16 protein-coding genes and 1 riboswitch are annotated in these 14,777 nt (G+C 46.0%); of the genes, 7 read left to right on the top strand and 9 right to left on the bottom strand.

What is annotated here, in order from left to right:
- Positions 1–22: 22 nt before the first annotated feature.
- Positions 23–1,084 (bottom strand): M24 family metallopeptidase, encoded by a 1,062-nt coding sequence (locus ACWJJ4_RS07760; protein ID WP_454021550.1) that lies wholly within the window; start codon positions 1,082–1,084, stop codon positions 23–25.
- Positions 1,085–1,215: 131 nt separating this feature from the next.
- Entirely contained in the window at positions 1,216–1,746 is a 531-nt protein-coding gene (locus ACWJJ4_RS07755; RefSeq protein WP_454021549.1) for a YqhR family membrane protein, read from the bottom strand.
- Between the two features lie 221 nt (positions 1,747–1,967).
- On the opposite strand from ACWJJ4_RS07755, the gene ACWJJ4_RS07750 reads away from it, so the two are divergent.
- Positions 1,968–2,924 (top strand): DUF1385 domain-containing protein, encoded by a 957-nt coding sequence (locus tag ACWJJ4_RS07750; RefSeq protein WP_070082104.1) that lies wholly within the window; start codon positions 1,968–1,970, stop codon positions 2,922–2,924.
- A 34-nt stretch (positions 2,925–2,958) separates the two neighbouring features.
- Positions 2,959–3,354 carry an SA1362 family protein gene (locus tag ACWJJ4_RS07745; RefSeq protein ID WP_017418130.1) on the top strand — a complete coding sequence of 132 codons (396 nt, stop codon included), beginning with the start codon at positions 2,959–2,961 and terminating at the stop codon, positions 3,352–3,354.
- On the opposite strand, the gene ACWJJ4_RS07740 is transcribed toward ACWJJ4_RS07745, so the two are convergent.
- The 3 genes from ACWJJ4_RS07740 to ACWJJ4_RS07730 form a co-directional block, all read right to left on the bottom strand.
- A complete protein-coding gene (locus ACWJJ4_RS07740; RefSeq protein ID WP_015388011.1) occupies positions 3,351–4,226 on the bottom strand; it encodes a patatin-like phospholipase family protein in 876 nt (291 codons plus the stop codon). The genes ACWJJ4_RS07745 and ACWJJ4_RS07740 overlap by 4 nt on opposite strands.
- A 114-nt stretch (positions 4,227–4,340) precedes the next feature.
- Positions 4,341–4,769, bottom strand: a complete 429-nt coding sequence (gene mntR, locus ACWJJ4_RS07735; RefSeq protein WP_007408338.1) for a transcriptional regulator MntR — start codon at positions 4,767–4,769, stop codon at positions 4,341–4,343.
- Positions 4,770–4,868: 99 nt separating this feature from the next.
- Complete coding sequence (locus tag ACWJJ4_RS07730) at positions 4,869–5,705, bottom strand: lipoate--protein ligase family protein (RefSeq protein WP_003153114.1); 837 nt, start codon at positions 5,703–5,705, stop codon at positions 4,869–4,871.
- A gap of 193 nt (positions 5,706–5,898) precedes the next feature.
- Between ACWJJ4_RS07730 and ACWJJ4_RS07725 the strand changes: the two genes are divergently transcribed.
- Positions 5,899–6,279, top strand: a complete 381-nt coding sequence (locus ACWJJ4_RS07725; RefSeq protein WP_007408335.1) for a rhodanese-like domain-containing protein — start codon at positions 5,899–5,901, stop codon at positions 6,277–6,279.
- 52 nt (positions 6,280–6,331) lie between these two features.
- On the opposite strand, the gene gcvPB is transcribed toward ACWJJ4_RS07725, so the two are convergent.
- Genes gcvPB through gcvT form a run of 3 tightly spaced genes read right to left on the bottom strand, consistent with a single transcriptional unit; the run spans position 6,332 to position 10,261 of the window.
- A complete protein-coding gene (gene gcvPB, locus ACWJJ4_RS07720; protein ID WP_014305403.1) occupies positions 6,332–7,807 on the bottom strand; it encodes an aminomethyl-transferring glycine dehydrogenase subunit GcvPB in 1,476 nt (491 codons plus the stop codon).
- Positions 7,800–9,146 carry an aminomethyl-transferring glycine dehydrogenase subunit GcvPA gene (gene gcvPA / locus ACWJJ4_RS07715; RefSeq protein ID WP_326362813.1) on the bottom strand — a complete coding sequence of 449 codons (1,347 nt, stop codon included), beginning with the start codon at positions 9,144–9,146 and terminating at the stop codon, positions 7,800–7,802. Before gcvPA ends, gcvPB begins: the two co-directional genes overlap by 8 nt.
- A gap of 14 nt (positions 9,147–9,160) precedes the next feature.
- Entirely contained in the window at positions 9,161–10,261 is a 1,101-nt protein-coding gene (gene gcvT / locus ACWJJ4_RS07710) for a glycine cleavage system aminomethyltransferase GcvT (protein ID WP_454021548.1), read from the bottom strand.
- 178 nt (positions 10,262–10,439) lie between these two features.
- Positions 10,440–10,540, bottom strand: a riboswitch (glycine riboswitch).
- A gap of 144 nt (positions 10,541–10,684) precedes the next feature.
- On the opposite strand from gcvT, the gene ACWJJ4_RS07705 reads away from it, so the two are divergent.
- From ACWJJ4_RS07705 to sinR, 4 genes are all read left to right on the top strand, one after another.
- On the top strand, positions 10,685–12,355 hold the full coding sequence (locus tag ACWJJ4_RS07705) for a DEAD/DEAH box helicase (RefSeq protein ID WP_060562612.1): 1,671 nt from the start codon (positions 10,685–10,687) through the stop codon (positions 12,353–12,355).
- 17 nt (positions 12,356–12,372) lie between these two features.
- A complete protein-coding gene (locus ACWJJ4_RS07700; RefSeq protein WP_326359456.1) occupies positions 12,373–13,167 on the top strand; it encodes a YqhG family protein in 795 nt (264 codons plus the stop codon).
- A gap of 176 nt (positions 13,168–13,343) precedes the next feature.
- A complete protein-coding gene (sinI, locus tag ACWJJ4_RS07695) occupies positions 13,344–13,517 on the top strand; it encodes an anti-repressor SinI (protein WP_454021547.1) in 174 nt (57 codons plus the stop codon).
- A 33-nt stretch (positions 13,518–13,550) separates the two neighbouring features.
- Positions 13,551–13,886: a transcriptional regulator SinR gene (gene sinR / locus ACWJJ4_RS07690; RefSeq protein WP_003153104.1), complete on the top strand. Its 336-nt coding sequence runs from the start codon at positions 13,551–13,553 to the stop codon at positions 13,884–13,886.
- Positions 13,887–13,933: 47 nt separating this feature from the next.
- Here sinR and tasA read toward each other — a convergent pair whose 3' ends face one another.
- On the bottom strand, positions 13,934–14,719 hold the full coding sequence (gene tasA, locus ACWJJ4_RS07685; RefSeq protein ID WP_007408329.1) for a biofilm matrix protein TasA: 786 nt from the start codon (positions 14,717–14,719) through the stop codon (positions 13,934–13,936).
- Positions 14,720–14,777: the final 58 nt, after the last annotated feature.

Raw genomic sequence — 14,777 nt, 5'->3', positions numbered from 1 at the left:
TTGATGTCCTCCTATATTCCGATCACAAAATAATTAATTCTTTAGGGGAATGCGTAATTGTCCGGTTGCCGTCCTCAGTGATGATGATATCATCTTCGATTCTTGCGCCCCCAACATCCGGTATGTATATGCCCGGCTCAACCGTTACCGCCATGCCCGGCTCAAGAACGGCCGATGACCTGAAAGACAGCCCCGGTGATTCATGGACTTCCATTCCGAACCCGTGTCCTGTCGAATGGCCGAAATACTGTCCGTAGCCTTTTGCGGTGATATGATCCCTCGTCAGGGCATCCGCTTCTTTTCCCGTCATGCCGGGTTTTATATGCAGGACACCAAGCGCTTGGGCATCGTATACGACCTGATAAATCTTTTTCAGTTTATCACTTGGCTCTCCGACCGCGACGGTGCGTGTGATATCAGAACAATAGCCTTTATAATAAGCGCCGAAATCAAGCATGACCAAGTCTCCCTTTTCAATCAATTTGCCGCTTGCCACTCCGTGGGGAAGGCTGGATCTGACTCCCGAGGCGACGATCATATCAAAGGAAGAGCCGTCTGCTCCTTGACGTCTCATATAAAATTCGAGCTCGTTTGCAACTGAAATCTCTGAGATGCCCGGTTTGATAAACGTCAGAATATGTTCAAACGCATCATCCGCAATCTTCGCAGCTTCCTCTAATATCTTAATCTCTTCACTTGACTTAATCAAGCGCAACTTTTCAACGGAATCCGCGACGGGAACCATCTCCGCTTCCTGCAGCACCGCTTGGTAGGATGCATATGTTCCGTACGTCATGCTGTTTTGCTCGAAGCCGAGTTTTTTAACGCCGTACTCAAGAATCGTATCCGCAGCCGTTTGGATTAAGCTACCGCCGTGCTCGATAATGTCAAAACCCTTCACTTGCGTCTTCGCCTGCTCGGTGTAACGGAAATCCGTGATAAATGCCGCACGTTCTTTCGATATGACCGCAAGGCCTGACGAACCCGTAAATCCCGTCATATACTGCAGATTGGCGGAGCTTGTCACCAACATTCCGTCTATATCCAGCTGACCGAAAAGATTTCGCAATTTCTCCAGTTTCATTCCCTTTCTCCTCCTCGCCGATTCTTGACTGCCGCCTGACAACGCGGGAGCATCCCCGCCCGGTTTTCAGCACAAAAAATGTTCACTTCTCGTGAACATTTTACCATACCGGACAGGGATTATACACTTATTCACTTGTTGCCGAGCGCCCTTGCAAGCTTGTCTGACGTAAGTTCATTGTAGTTGAAGGAAATTGAGTAGCCGACAAACAAACCGTACAGAATGTAAAGGCAAAGCGTCGTCACGATTGTATCTGATTTCAATTCAGTGACGGATTTCACATCTTCGAAAATCGGATTGAATAAGAAAAAAACCGCACACCATAAAATGACGCCGTACACCATCCCCGGCCACATGGTTTTAAAACGCTTCAGGCAGACGAAATAAATAAACGCCCCGGCAATTGAAATGAATCCGATGACAACGATGCTGACCATCGTGCCTAGCCATTGTTTTTTCCATTCTCCGATCATAAACGGCTGAAGAATCATGTTGGGGCTGATCTCTGAAAAATGAAAGACATACCCGAGATAGCCGATCAAACTCCAAAATACACCGCCGGCAAATCCGATACCGCAAATTCTGCCGGTAAATGAAACAGGCTGCTGATTATCATCCTGCTTCTTTTTTTCTTCCTGTTCTGAATGTTTTTCGCTTGTCATCATGGCACCTCCAGTCATAGACTGCCCAAAAATTAAAAAGTCATAAAAAGCTGCGCCATATTTTCATTCAATGAGTAAAATCTAAAGAAACGGGGTATACTGCATGTAGAAAAAGCATTGATTTTCCGGCTGTCTAACTAGAGGTTTACCGCGGTTTCCTGTACAATAGAGTGAAAGGAAATGGTTAGTAAATCCTAAGAAAACAGGCAGGTTGATAAACAATGTCCAAACAAAAAACGCCCCCTGCATACGGCGGGCAGGCTGTCGTTGAAGGGGTCATGTTCGGCGGCAGAAAAAATTATGTTACCGCCATCCGCAGGAATGACGGAAGCATTGATTTTTTCAAGCTTCCGAGAGTGCCGAACGCCAAGCTTTCGGCTTTAAAAAAGATTCCTTTTTTGCGGGGAATCGTCGCCATCATTGAGGCGAGCGCCAACGGCACAAAGCATTTAAACTTTTCCAGCGAACGTTACGGGCTTGATCCTCAGGATGACGCCAAGCTGGAGCAGGAAGATAAGAAGGGTTCCGGCTTATCGATGTTTTTCAGCCTGGCGGTGATCGGCGTTCTGTCGTTTTTGTTCAGCAAATTCGTTTTTACGCTCGTCCCGGTCTTCTTAGCGGAGCTTGTAAGGCCCGTATTTTCCTCAGACGCCGCGCAGATCGGAATCGAAAGTCTGTTTAAGCTGATTCTGCTTCTCGGCTACATTTATTTTTTATCAATGACGCCGTTAATTAAAAGAGTGTTTCAATATCATGGAGCCGAACATAAGGTCATAAACTGTTATGAACAGAATTTGCCAATTACAACAGAAAATGTTCAGAAACAGTCACGGCTTCATTACCGTTGCGGTTCAAGCTTTATTTTATTTACGATCATTGTCGGCATGTTCGTCTATTTACTCGTTCCGACAGATCCGCTTTGGCTGCGGATTTTAGACAGGATTGCGCTTATACCGGTCGTTCTCGGCATCTCCTTTGAAGTGCTCCAGCTGACGAACAGAGTGCGGAATATCCCCGTTTTGAAAGTGCTCGGTTACCCCGGCCTGTGGCTGCAGCTTTTGACGACAAAGGAACCGGCGGATGATCAGGTCGAGGTTGCCATAGAAAGCTTTAACGAGCTTCTCAGACTGGAAGACATTTCAGAACAGAGCGAAAAGCCGTCTCACAACGTAATCTGAACCGTTACCGTTATTATTTTGGAGGTGGGCAGTTATGAATCATCGTGTACAACCTTTTTTTGCTGTATTGATAGCGCTTGGCGCATTCGGTTTCATTTATGCGGCGGTAACCAACCCCGGGCAGATGATTTCAAGAGCGATCACCGTTATTATCGCAGGCGTTATTATTTATTTTATCGTGAGGACGGTCCTGAACCGCCGCACCGGCCGTGACGGAACCGCTTTCAAAAAAGCGGCCAGACAATCGCGGCTCCGAATGAAGGAGCAAAAAGCGAAGCACCGCGCCGGACACAGAGGCCGGGTCAGCCATTTGCGGAGCGTGCCGAGCAGCAGCAGACCGAAGCCGATGATTCTTAAGAAAAAAAGCCAGACCCAGCTTACCGTCATAGAAGGCAAAAAGAATAAAAAGAAAAACAGAGCGCTTTTTTAATAGCTCCATTGCTTCAAAAATTGCTCTGTTCTGCTTTTTCCTAGCTCAATGAGAGCTAGTTTTTTTTGCGGTGTGAGATGAAACTCCGTCGCCATCACATGTTCCACCGGAATAAAAATAATATTCTGTTCGTACTTTGTCGCGATATGCCTGGCATCATGAGCGTCTTTCATCGTTTCAAACAAAGCCCCGAACAGCTCAAAAGCGTTGCGGATTGATTTTTTCGGGCGCTCTTTTTCGTTGGGCGAAAGCGAAATTCCGATGACCGGCCGTTTGCGTTCTTTTGAATACAGCCAAATCGGGAAATTGCTTAACACACCGCCGTCAACGACCGTTGAGGTGCCTTTTTCGGTCTTCAGTTTTATCGGTTCAAAAAAATAAGGAATGCTGCAGCTCATTCTGACGGCTCTGGCAACCGGGAACATCTCCGGATTTAATCCGTAGCGGGGAAGATCGTCAGGAAGCACGATCATCGTTCCGTTCGTCAGATCTGAAGCGATGAGACGGAGCGAGCCTTTTTTCAAATCGCCGAACGCGATGATGCCCTTCGCTTTTAATTTATCCGCAATCCATTTTTCCAGCATATCGCCTCTGTATAGTCCGAGGCGCCAATATATCGACACCCACTGCAGGATTTTCAGCGGGAGGAATGAGCATCTCTGATCAAGCAATTGCCTTCCGTCCACCTCATCTATGATGGAATGAACCTCTCTGCTCGTATAGCCCGCAGCGATAAATGCGGCAATAATCGCGCCGGCGCTTGTTCCGGCGAGCCTTTCAAAGCGAAAGCCCTTTTCTTCCAGCGCTTCATAAGCGCCGGCAAGCGCCACCCCTTTTATCCCCCCTCCCGAAAATACGCCGTCAATCTGCATAGCGCGCCCTCTCCCTTCCATCTCAAGGTGTATTATTATTTTAAGAAACGGCTGGGCGAAATAGACCAAAGAATGAAGACATTAAAAAAAGGGCGCCCCATTTCGGGCTGCCCTTTATTCACCGGGATTTTCGGTTTTTTTCTGTACGGATTTCAATTCTTTTTTCCGGCTTTCGTCATCTTCAAAATACTGAACGAGGTCGCCGATGCGGTCAATGCTGTTCCAGCTCAGATGATGTTCGATTCCTTCAACATCATTGTAAATCTTCTCTTCATCAACACCAATGATTCTTAAAAACTGCTCAAGCAATTCGTGTCTGTATACGAGCCGTTTGCCGATCTTTTTGCCTTTTGACGTCAATACGAGCCCGCGATATTTTTCATAAATCAAATACTCGTCTTTATCTAGTTTTTGAACCATTTTCGTTACAGAGGAGGGGTGGACTGCCAAAGCTTCCGCGATATCAGAAACCCGTGCATATCCTTTTTCTTCTATCAGCATATAAATCTGTTCAATATAATCTTCCATACTTGGTGTTGTCATAAGTAACCCTCCCAAAAAGCACCTTAACTTTATAAACCATTACAAGTTTACACTAACGGTCATGAAAAAACAAGGATGCTTCCGGTCTGTCAAGCCTTATCAGCGCTTATAATTCCATTCATCAGACGCGTATTTCGTCTCAGCCAGCTCATTGACAAATGCAAGCTCTTCAGACGTGAGTGTGTAAGGCTCAAGATGAATGTTCAGCCCTTCCTCAAAACCGGCTTTAAAAGCGATTCTGGCCTCATCCATCGTTACCCGTTTCGGCGCTAAGGCGTTGATGGCTACCGCTTTGTTTTTGAAATTCCGCTGCATGCGCTCACGGACTCTGTCGCTCGGATATAAAAACAGATCAAACAGTTTATCCTCATCAATGTCAAGCAGGATGGAACCGTGCTGAAGAATGACGCCTTTTTGGCGTGTCTGTGCGCTTCCGGCAACTTTCCGTCCTTCGACGACCAGTTCATACCACGAAGGCGCATCAAAGCAGACGGACGAGCGCGGATTTTTCAAGCTTTCTTTTTCTTTCTCCGTTCGCGGAATCGCAAAGCAGGCATCAAGTCCAAGGTTTCTGAATCCCTGCAGAATACCTTCTGAAATCACCCGGTACGCCTCTGTCACCGTGGCCGGCATTTCCGGGTGATCCTCTGAAACGATTACGCTGTATGTCAATTCTTTATCATGCAGAACACCCCGTCCGCCTGTCGGTCTTCTGACAAACCCGAGGCCGTGTTTATGTACTGCGTCAAAGTTAATTTCCTTCTTAATATTTTGAAAATACCCGACAGACAAAGTTGCCGGATTCCAGCCGTAAAATCGGATCACCGGAGGAATTTTCTTTTGGCTGTGCCAATATAAAAGCGCTTCATCCAGCGCCATGTTAAATGCCGGGCTTTCATTCCCTGAGTCAATAAACCGCCATGTTTCTTTTTCCATATACTGAACCCTTCTTTATCGTTTTAATAAAATCAGTTTAACAAACTGCCTTGAAAATGAAAAATATTTCGTTTCATTAAGGATGACAATCGCTTCATGCTTTACTATAATAGTATTTGTCCCAAAACGTCCGGTAAGCCTTGTTTTCAGGAAGCAGGGTTTTGATTTTATAAGCTAAAGGAGTAGAATCGCATTGTCTAATATGATTGCTTTAATTATTGTTGCGGCGTTTATCGTTTATATGATCGTGTCGTATTTTTACCAGCAGCGTTTAATGAAAACACTTACGGAAGAGGAATTCCGCGCGGGCTACAGAAAAGCGCAGCTGATTGACGTCCGTGAACCGAATGAATTTGAAGGCGGCCATATTCTCGGCGCGCGCAACATTCCGCTGTCACAGCTGAAACAGCGCAAAAGTGAAATCCGTCCTGATAAACCCGTTTATCTGTACTGCCAAAACAATGTCCGCAGCGGACGCGCGGCACAGACGCTCCGCAAACACGGCTGCAAAGATATTTACAACCTGAAAGGCGGATTTAAAAAATGGGGCGGAAAAATTAAAGCAAAAAACTAATCATGAAAAAAGAGCTGTCCGTTTTATACGGAAGCTCTTTTTTTATACCGTGTCAGCGGCTGACGTCAGGTGTACGTTCGTATTTTAAAACCGGCTTTCTTGCCGCCTTGGTTTCATCCATTCTTTTGACAACTGTTGTATGCGGCGCCTCCTGAACGATTTCAGGCGATTCCTCCGCTTCCCGCGCAATTTGAATCATGGCATCTATAAACGCATCAAGCGTTTCCTTCGATTCCGTTTCCGTCGGTTCGATCATGATGCTTTCTTCAACATTGAGAGGAAAATACACAGTCGGCGGATGATAGCCGAAATCCAAAAGCCGTTTGGCAATATCAAGCGTTCTTACGCCGAGCTTTTTCTGCCTTCTTCCCGATAACACAAATTCATGCTTGCAATGACGGTCAAACGGGAGATCATAATAAGGCGCGAGTCTTCTCATCATATAATTTGCATTTAAAACCGCGTTTTCGGTCACAGCTTTTAAGCCGTCAGGCCCCATGGAACGGATATACGTGTAGGCTCTGACATTAATGCCGAAGTTGCCGTAATAAGGTTTTACGCGCCCGATCGACTGCGGCCGGTCATAGTCAAAAGTCAAACGGCCCTCTTTTTTCGTGAGAACGGGTTTCGGCAGATACGGAATGAATTCTTTTTTCACTCCGACCGGCCCTGAGCCCGGTCCTCCCCCGCCGTGCGGCCCGGTAAATGTTTTATGCAGATTAAGGTGAACGACGTCAAATCCCATATCTCCCGGTCTTGCTTTACTTAAAACGGCATTTAAATTCGCTCCGTCATAATAAAGCTTTCCGCCGGCCTGATGGACGATTTCAGCCATTTCCGTAATGTTTTCTTCAAATAACCCAAGGGTGTTCGGATTCGTCAGCATCAGCGCCGCTGTTTCTTCGTTTACCGCTCTTTTCAAATCTTCAATGTCAACCAGCCCGTGCTCATTTGACTTAACGGTAATCGTTTCAAAACCGGCGACCGTGGCGGATGCCGGATTCGTACCGTGGGCTGAATCAGGGACAATCACCTTCGTCCGTCCGAAGTCTCCCCGCGCTTCGTGGTAGGCGCGGATCATCATCAGGCCGGTCCATTCGCCGTGAGCGCCCGCCGCAGGCTGCAGCGTCACCTCGTCCATGCCCGTAATCTCCTCCAAGTGTCCGCTTAAATCGTATAAAAGCTCAAGCGCCCCCTGAACTGTGTCCTCGTCCTGAAGCGGATGAATAGCGGAAAAACCTGCAAACCGGGCAATTTTTTCATTTAATTTCGGATTGTATTTCATCGTACAGGAGCCGAGCGGATAAAAGCCTGAATCAACTCCGTGGTTTCTCTTAGAAAGAGCGGTATAATGCCGCATAATATCAAGCTCTGATACTTCCGGCAGCTTTGCGTCTTCATCGCGGATATAGTCACCGGGAAGAAGGCTTTCAAGCTCTGTTTCCGGCACATCAAGCTCCGGAAGGCTGTAACCGACACGCCCTTCGCGGGACATTTCAAAAATAAGCGCCTGATCTTGATTATTCATGTTGATCCCCCAATCCCGCAATAAGCGAATCGATCTCTTCTTTCGTTCTCAGCTCTGTGACGGCAATCAGCATATGCTGATCCAGTTCCGGATACGCAAGACCTAAGTCATATCCGCCGATGATGCCGTCTTGCAGGAGCCGCCGGTTTGCTTCCTTGACGGGAAGATTCAGCCTGACGGCAAATTCATTAAATATCGGGCCGTCAAATGCTACGTGCAAGCCGGCTTTTTCCGCTTGGCGTCTCGCGTAATCAGCTTTCAATATATTTTGGCGGGCCATGTCTTTGACGCCGTTTTTTCCGAGCGCCGTCATCGCGACTGAAGCCGCTAAAGCATTCAGCGCCTGATTTGAACAAATATTAGACGTGGCTTTGTCTCTTCTGATATGCTGCTCGCGCGCCTGAAGAGTGAGAACAAAACCTCTTCGACCGTTTTCATCCTCCGTTTGGCCGACAAGCCGGCCCGGCACCTTTCTCATCAGTTTTTTCGTTACTGCAAAATAGCCGCAGTGCGGGCCGCCGAACGCCGCAGGTATGCCGAAAGGCTGCGCGTCCCCGACGACAATATCAGCTCCGTATGCCCCGGGCGGTGTCAAAATACCGAGCGCGAGCGGGTTTGAAGAAACAATCAGCTGGCTGTTTCCTTTATGTGCGAGCGGCTCAATGTCCTTTAACGGCTCGATTTGTCCGAAGAAGTTCGGATACTGAACGATCACGGCGGCCGTCTCATCACAAACGGCATGTTCCAATGCTTCAAGATCTGTGACGCCGTTTTTCGCGGGCACCTCTACAACCTCAATATATTGGCCCTTTGCGTATGTTTTCAAAACATCCCGTGATTCCGGATGAACGGCTGCGGAAATGACGATTTTTTTCTTTTTCGTATGTCCCGACGCAAGCATCGCCGCTTCCGCAAGCGCCGTTCCCCCGTCGTACATAGAGGAGTTTGCGATATCCATTCCCGTTAATTCACAGATCATCGTTTGAAATTCAAAAATCGCCTGCAGCTCCCCTTGTGAAATTTCAGGCTGGTAAGGCGTATATGCCGTGTAAAACTCTGATCGGGAAATCACATGATCGACGATAACCGGCTGGTAGTGATCGTACACTCCTGCGCCCAGAAAAGATGCATATGTAACAGCGTCTTTATTTTTCGCCGCAAGCTTTGTCAGCTCTCTCGTCAGCTCCGTTTCAGATTTTGCTTGTTTAATTTGGTAGTCTTTTTGAAACCTCACATCTTCCGGAATATCAGCAAACAGTTCATCAATTGTTTCTGCGCCGATGGCTTTCAGCATTTCTTTTTTATCCTGTTCTGTCGCGGGCAAATATCGATGCTTCATATGACTCTCCTTTTTCAGCTCTGTTTTGGACGTTTATAAAACGGTGTGCGGACAATCTTCGCTTTTACCGTTTTTTTACGGATTTCCACTTCTACTTCCGTTCCGACTTCACTGAATTCCGTTTTGATTAAGGCAAGGCCGATATTTTTCTTTAAAGTCGGAGATTGCGTGCCTGTCGTGACTTCCCCGATCGGAACACCGTCTTTTTTCACGGCGTACCCGTGTCTCGGAATCCCTTTTTCAATCATCTCAAGTCCGACCAGCTTTCGCGGGGCTCCTTTTTCTTTCTGTTCACGCAATACAGATTTCCCGAAAAAATCGGAATCTTTCTTGTGTTTCACGGCAAATCCGATTCCGGCTTCAATCGGTGTAATATCTTTCGTCAATTCCTGACCGTATAAAGCAAGCTTCGCTTCAAATCTCAGCGTATCACGGGCGCCGAGGCCGCACGGAACGAGGCCTTCATGCTCTCCCGCTGCAAGTATCTCCTTAAATAGATGAACCGCATCTTCATTGCGGCAATATAACTCAAACCCGTCTTCACCGGTATAGCCCGTTCTTGAAAGCAGGACTTGGCATCCGGCAACGTCCGCCTCGTCAATAAATGTAAACGGCTTTAAGGAGGACAAATCACATTCAGTCAGCTTCGCAAGAACCGTCTGGGCATTCGGCCCCTGAACGGCAAGCAGTGAAATCCCGTCAGACTGATTCGTCAGCGTGACGTCGCCTTCCGCATGTTCCGTCAGCCAGGCGACGTCTTTTTCAATATTAGACGCGTTTATCACGAGCAGATAGCAGCTCTCGCTTTTCTGATAGATCAGCAAATCATCGACCGTACCGCCGTCAGGATAACACATGGCGGTATAAAGCGCGTTTCCCGGCTTTAAATCGGCAACGTCATTTGTCATCATTTTTTGCAGAAAAGACAGGGCGTCTTTACCGGATACTTCAACTTCCCCCATATGAGACACATCAAACAGTCCCGCTTTTGTGCGGACGGCTTCATGCTCCTCTTTAATAGAAGAAAATTGAACCGGCAGCTCCCATCCTCCAAAATCAATCGTTTTTCCGCTGTATTCTTTATACACGTCATAAAGCGGTGTTCGTTTCAGCATCATCTTCCCCCTTCAGTCATTGGCGCATTGTAAAAACATATAAAAAAGGACAGAGAAACACCTCATGAAAATGAAGGTTTCTCTGTCCCGGCACCTGAAAGTTTACTTTATGAACATATCATAAAGACGTCCCCTTTGGTGGCCTGCTTCTTCTAAGTGCAGACACTCTCCAGAGTTGCGTCGAGCAAGAGTTCTTTTGCCTGAGAGATTCACTCCGCAGTTTGCTCCTTCGGCGCCCGGACGCCCATCTTTCGTCCGAGTCTCTCCCCTTGCTGTCATTCGCTCATATTTACCAATTTTATGGACATACTAAAGCAATATCTTTTAGTGAAATCATTACTTATATCCTACCACCCTCATTTACGTCCGGCAACAAAAATTATGATAAATCAGTTTTTTAAAAGAAAGGCGGTTTTGTTACATATGACAGCAGAGATCATATTTGATGCAAACTGGCCGGGAGAGTTTTCTGAGCGGCTGAAAACGGACGGTCCCTGGTCAAATTGGGAGATGTACAAACTGTCGGCTGAAGTCCAGCAGACCCTTGCCATTCCTGAATTCGAAGGGTTGAGGGCTCCTTTGTACCTTCCCGATTTCACTCCGCTTCCCCATCAGCTTGAGGTCGCGCAGAAAGTCGTTGAAAAAATGAACGGCAAGGCGATTTTGGCTGATGAAGTAGGGCTCGGAAAAACGGTGGAAGCGGGCCTGATTTTAAAAGAATATATGATTCGCGGGCTGGCCAAAAAAATCCTGATTCTTGTGCCGGCATCACTCGTTTCCCAGTGGGTGAAAGAGCTTCAGGAGAAGTTTTTAATACCCGCTGTTGAACAGAAGAAAAGCTATGTGTGGGAACAGTGCGATATCGTCGTTTCTTCTATTGATACGGCCAAACGCTCCCCTCACAAAGACATTGTCCTTTCTATTCCGTATGATCTCGTCATTATTGACGAGGCGCACAAGCTCAAAAACAGCAAAACGAAAAATTATGAATTTGCGAGAAGTCTTGTGAAGAAATACTGCCTGCTTCTGACGGCGACGCCGATTCAAAACCGGATCGAAGAAATCTTCAATTTAGTGTCACTGTTAAAGCCCGGCCATTTAGGAAACGAAAGCGGATTTCAAGAAACCTTCAATCAGAAGGACGGGATTGACGCTCATGAGCATTTGAAAGAACTCGTCAATAAGGTGATGATCCGCAACACGCGGAGCGACACCGGCCTTACATGGACGAAGCGCCACGTGGAAACAGTGCCGATCACCTTTTCACCGACGGAACAGGCGCTTTACGATGACATTGCCGCACTGAAAAACGGCACGGAAAAGCCCGCAAGCGCATTTTCCATTATGACGCTGCAAAGAGAGTGCTGTTCAAGCAGGGAAGCCGTGTATATGACGCTCAAAAAAATGCTTGACCAAAAAGACAAACAAGCGCCCGCATTCGATGAACAGACGATCGCTAATTTAATGGACCGCATCAATCAAGTCACGCAAAACTCAAAAGCGATTCAAGTTGTTGACTTGATCCAAAAGATTAATGACAAAGTCATTATTTTTACTGAATACAGGGCGACACAGATTTACCTGCAATGGTTCCTTCAGCAGAACGGCATAAGCTCCGTTCCGTTCAGAGGCGGATTTAAACGCGGAAAAAAAGACTGGATGAAGGATCTCTTCCGCGGCAAAGTGCAGGTGCTGATCGCTACAGAAGCAGGAGGCGAAGGGATCAACCTGCAATTCTGCAACCATATTATCAATTATGACCTCCCGTGGAACCCGATGCGGCTTGAACAAAGAATCGGAAGGATTCACAGACTCGGTCAGGAAAGAGATGTCCATATCTACAATATGGCGACAAAACATACGGTGGAAGAGCATATCTTAAAACTTCTGTATGACAAAATTCATTTATTTGAAAATGTCGTCGGAGAATTAGATGACATTTTAACAAAAATCAAAGTGAGCAATTTTGAAGACCATTTGCATGATATTTTATGCCATTCGCTGACAGAGGAGGAAATGAGAATCAAAATGGACAATCTCACCTCTTTTCTGTCGTACAGTACGGAAAAGCCCGCCACAAAAAAAGGCTCTTAAAAAGGAGGAAGCGCGACATGAGACAGCAGGAGGTTCACCAATTTTTACTGCGCTTTTTTGAAGCGAACCACTGCCCGATTACAGAACACGGGCCGGGTTTTATGACGGTTCAGTTGACGGTCGAGATGGACAAACAAATTATGAACCGCCCGTTTTATTGGCATTGGCGTGAAAAAACGGGCGGCGAACCGAACCCGATGAAGATTACGTTCATCACTGATAAAGAAACGGCTCCGGAGGATATGGACGGCGAGTTTATTTACTTTGGAGCCCCGCGCCTCTTTCAAATCTTTCAAGCAGTTAAACAAAATGGGAGATTTACAAGAATATATGAGAAAATTGTATCAGCCGGAGCCAGAGTGCCGCTTCAGCCCTGGCTTGGATTAAATGTAGTGATTTCATACCAATCCGACATGAAAAAAGACAGACTTTTGTCTTTAGGCCTGCATCTTGTTTCTGGAACAATTATAGAAGGGTTTCAGCAGAAGCTTGCACCGCTTCCGCTGACCTCGCAAATATCAGACTATTGCTTTACCATATCGCCGATGATTAAGCCGGAAAGCGGGATTAAAAGGATCGAGCATTACTTAAAAGACGCTGCCGCCAAAGAGCCGTCAGACTGGGCTGACAGCGCGATCGCCAGATGGAAAAAGGACCTCAGGCTTCTCGATCAGTTTTATGAGCAGACAGAAGAAAAACCTGAGGAATACCATTTGGAAAAACAAGCGCTGAAAGCCTTATATCAGCCGAAAATTCACATTCAGATTGAAAATGGCGGTTTATTTTTCCTGCAAAGTAATTTTTCTGGATAAGCGTTATCCATTCGACACCTTTCCCGTTTTTTCTGGAAATTCTATATTATAATAAAAGTATATAGAAAAAATTTCTGGCGTTTCGCATGCGATGAATCACTTCCAGACATGTAAAGATAAGGTCATGGGCGGATTGGCTGAAATACATAAACAAGTATTTTAGGAGGAGAAAATGCATGAAAAATGCAAAAATGGAATTTTCGCAATTAGATAAGGAATGGGTTGATCTGATATTAGAAGCCCAAAAAGCAAATATCAGCCTAGAAGAAATACGCAAATACCTGCTTTCGCATAAAAAGTCTTCTCAACATATCCAGGCAGCCAGAAGTCATACCGTAAATCCTTTCTGAATGTGCTATAATATCACAAGGAAGGTGATGACATTGATTGGCCAGCGTATTAAACAATACCGAAAAGAAAAAGGCTACTCACTATCAGAACTAGCTGAAAAAGCTGGGGTAGCGAAGTCTTATTTAAGCTCAATAGAACGAAATTTACAGACGAACCCCTCCATTCAATTTCTCGAAAAAGTCTCCGCTGTTCTGGACGTCTCGGTTCATACTTTACTTGATGAAAAACATGAAACCGAATACGATGGTCAATTAGATAGTGAATGGGAGAAATTAGTTCGCGATGCGATGACATCCGGGGTATCAAAAAAACAATTTCGTGAATTTTTAGATTATCAAAAATGGAGAAAAGCGCAAAAAGAGGAGTAGTGCCGCCATATGTGCACAACTCCTCTTTTAACTGTCCGACTTTCGGATTAGTTTTTATCCTCACTGTGAGCCTTTTCATTTTCCTTGACGTAACCGTCTTTATCCGTATGATCTTTCGTAATGGTCAAGCCGTTCCATTGCGTTGCTTCAAAAGAGAATTGAAGAGAAATCGCATTGCCTTGGAACTTGTTTTGCACACTTAATCCGTCCGCAGTTTTTGCGGTGTCATTTTTAAATTGGATTTCCATTCTCACCTGGTCATAATCAGCAGGCGTTTTCGGAACTCCGTCGTACTCAGGAGCTGTTTTGCCGTTAATGGTTGCCACATTGACTTTTCCGCTCTCACTCAGGAATTTCGGATCAATGTGCTTGCTGATCGCTTCGGCAGCTGCTTTATCCTGTTTTGTTGACATTAAGTATAAGTCTTTCAGGCTGGCCGCCTTTAAAATGATATTTTTAGGATAGCCGTTGCCCCCTTCTTTACCGACTGTCAGAACCGTAATTTCAAACTGGCTGAGGAAATCCTCCGCAGATTCATTTCCTTTCTTTGCTCCTTTAAAGTCAGTAAAATTCAAAGCCATCAGCACTTCTTTAATGGCAAGTGAACCGTTGTTTCTGAATTCAAAATCTTTCGTCAATTTATCACCTGGTTTTAAGTTTGACAAATTGACATTGGCTGATTGTTCTTTAGCCGATAAATCAAGTGTTCCTGACGCAAATGTAGCGTCCGTCGACTTCACATCATTAAATGCGGCCCATGTGCCTCCTCCTACTAATGCTAAACCGAGTGCGGCAGAGGCAACGCCCAAGCTTAATTTCTTTTTCATACCCATGTTTGTACTCCCCTTACTTTTTATTTTTTGTTATCAAATCCTGTCGCCAGGTTGCAAC

This window comes from Bacillus sp. JK62 (genome assembly GCF_053663455.1).
Note: the sequence above shows the minus strand (reverse complement) of the source record. Positions and strands in the feature narration are given on the sequence as shown.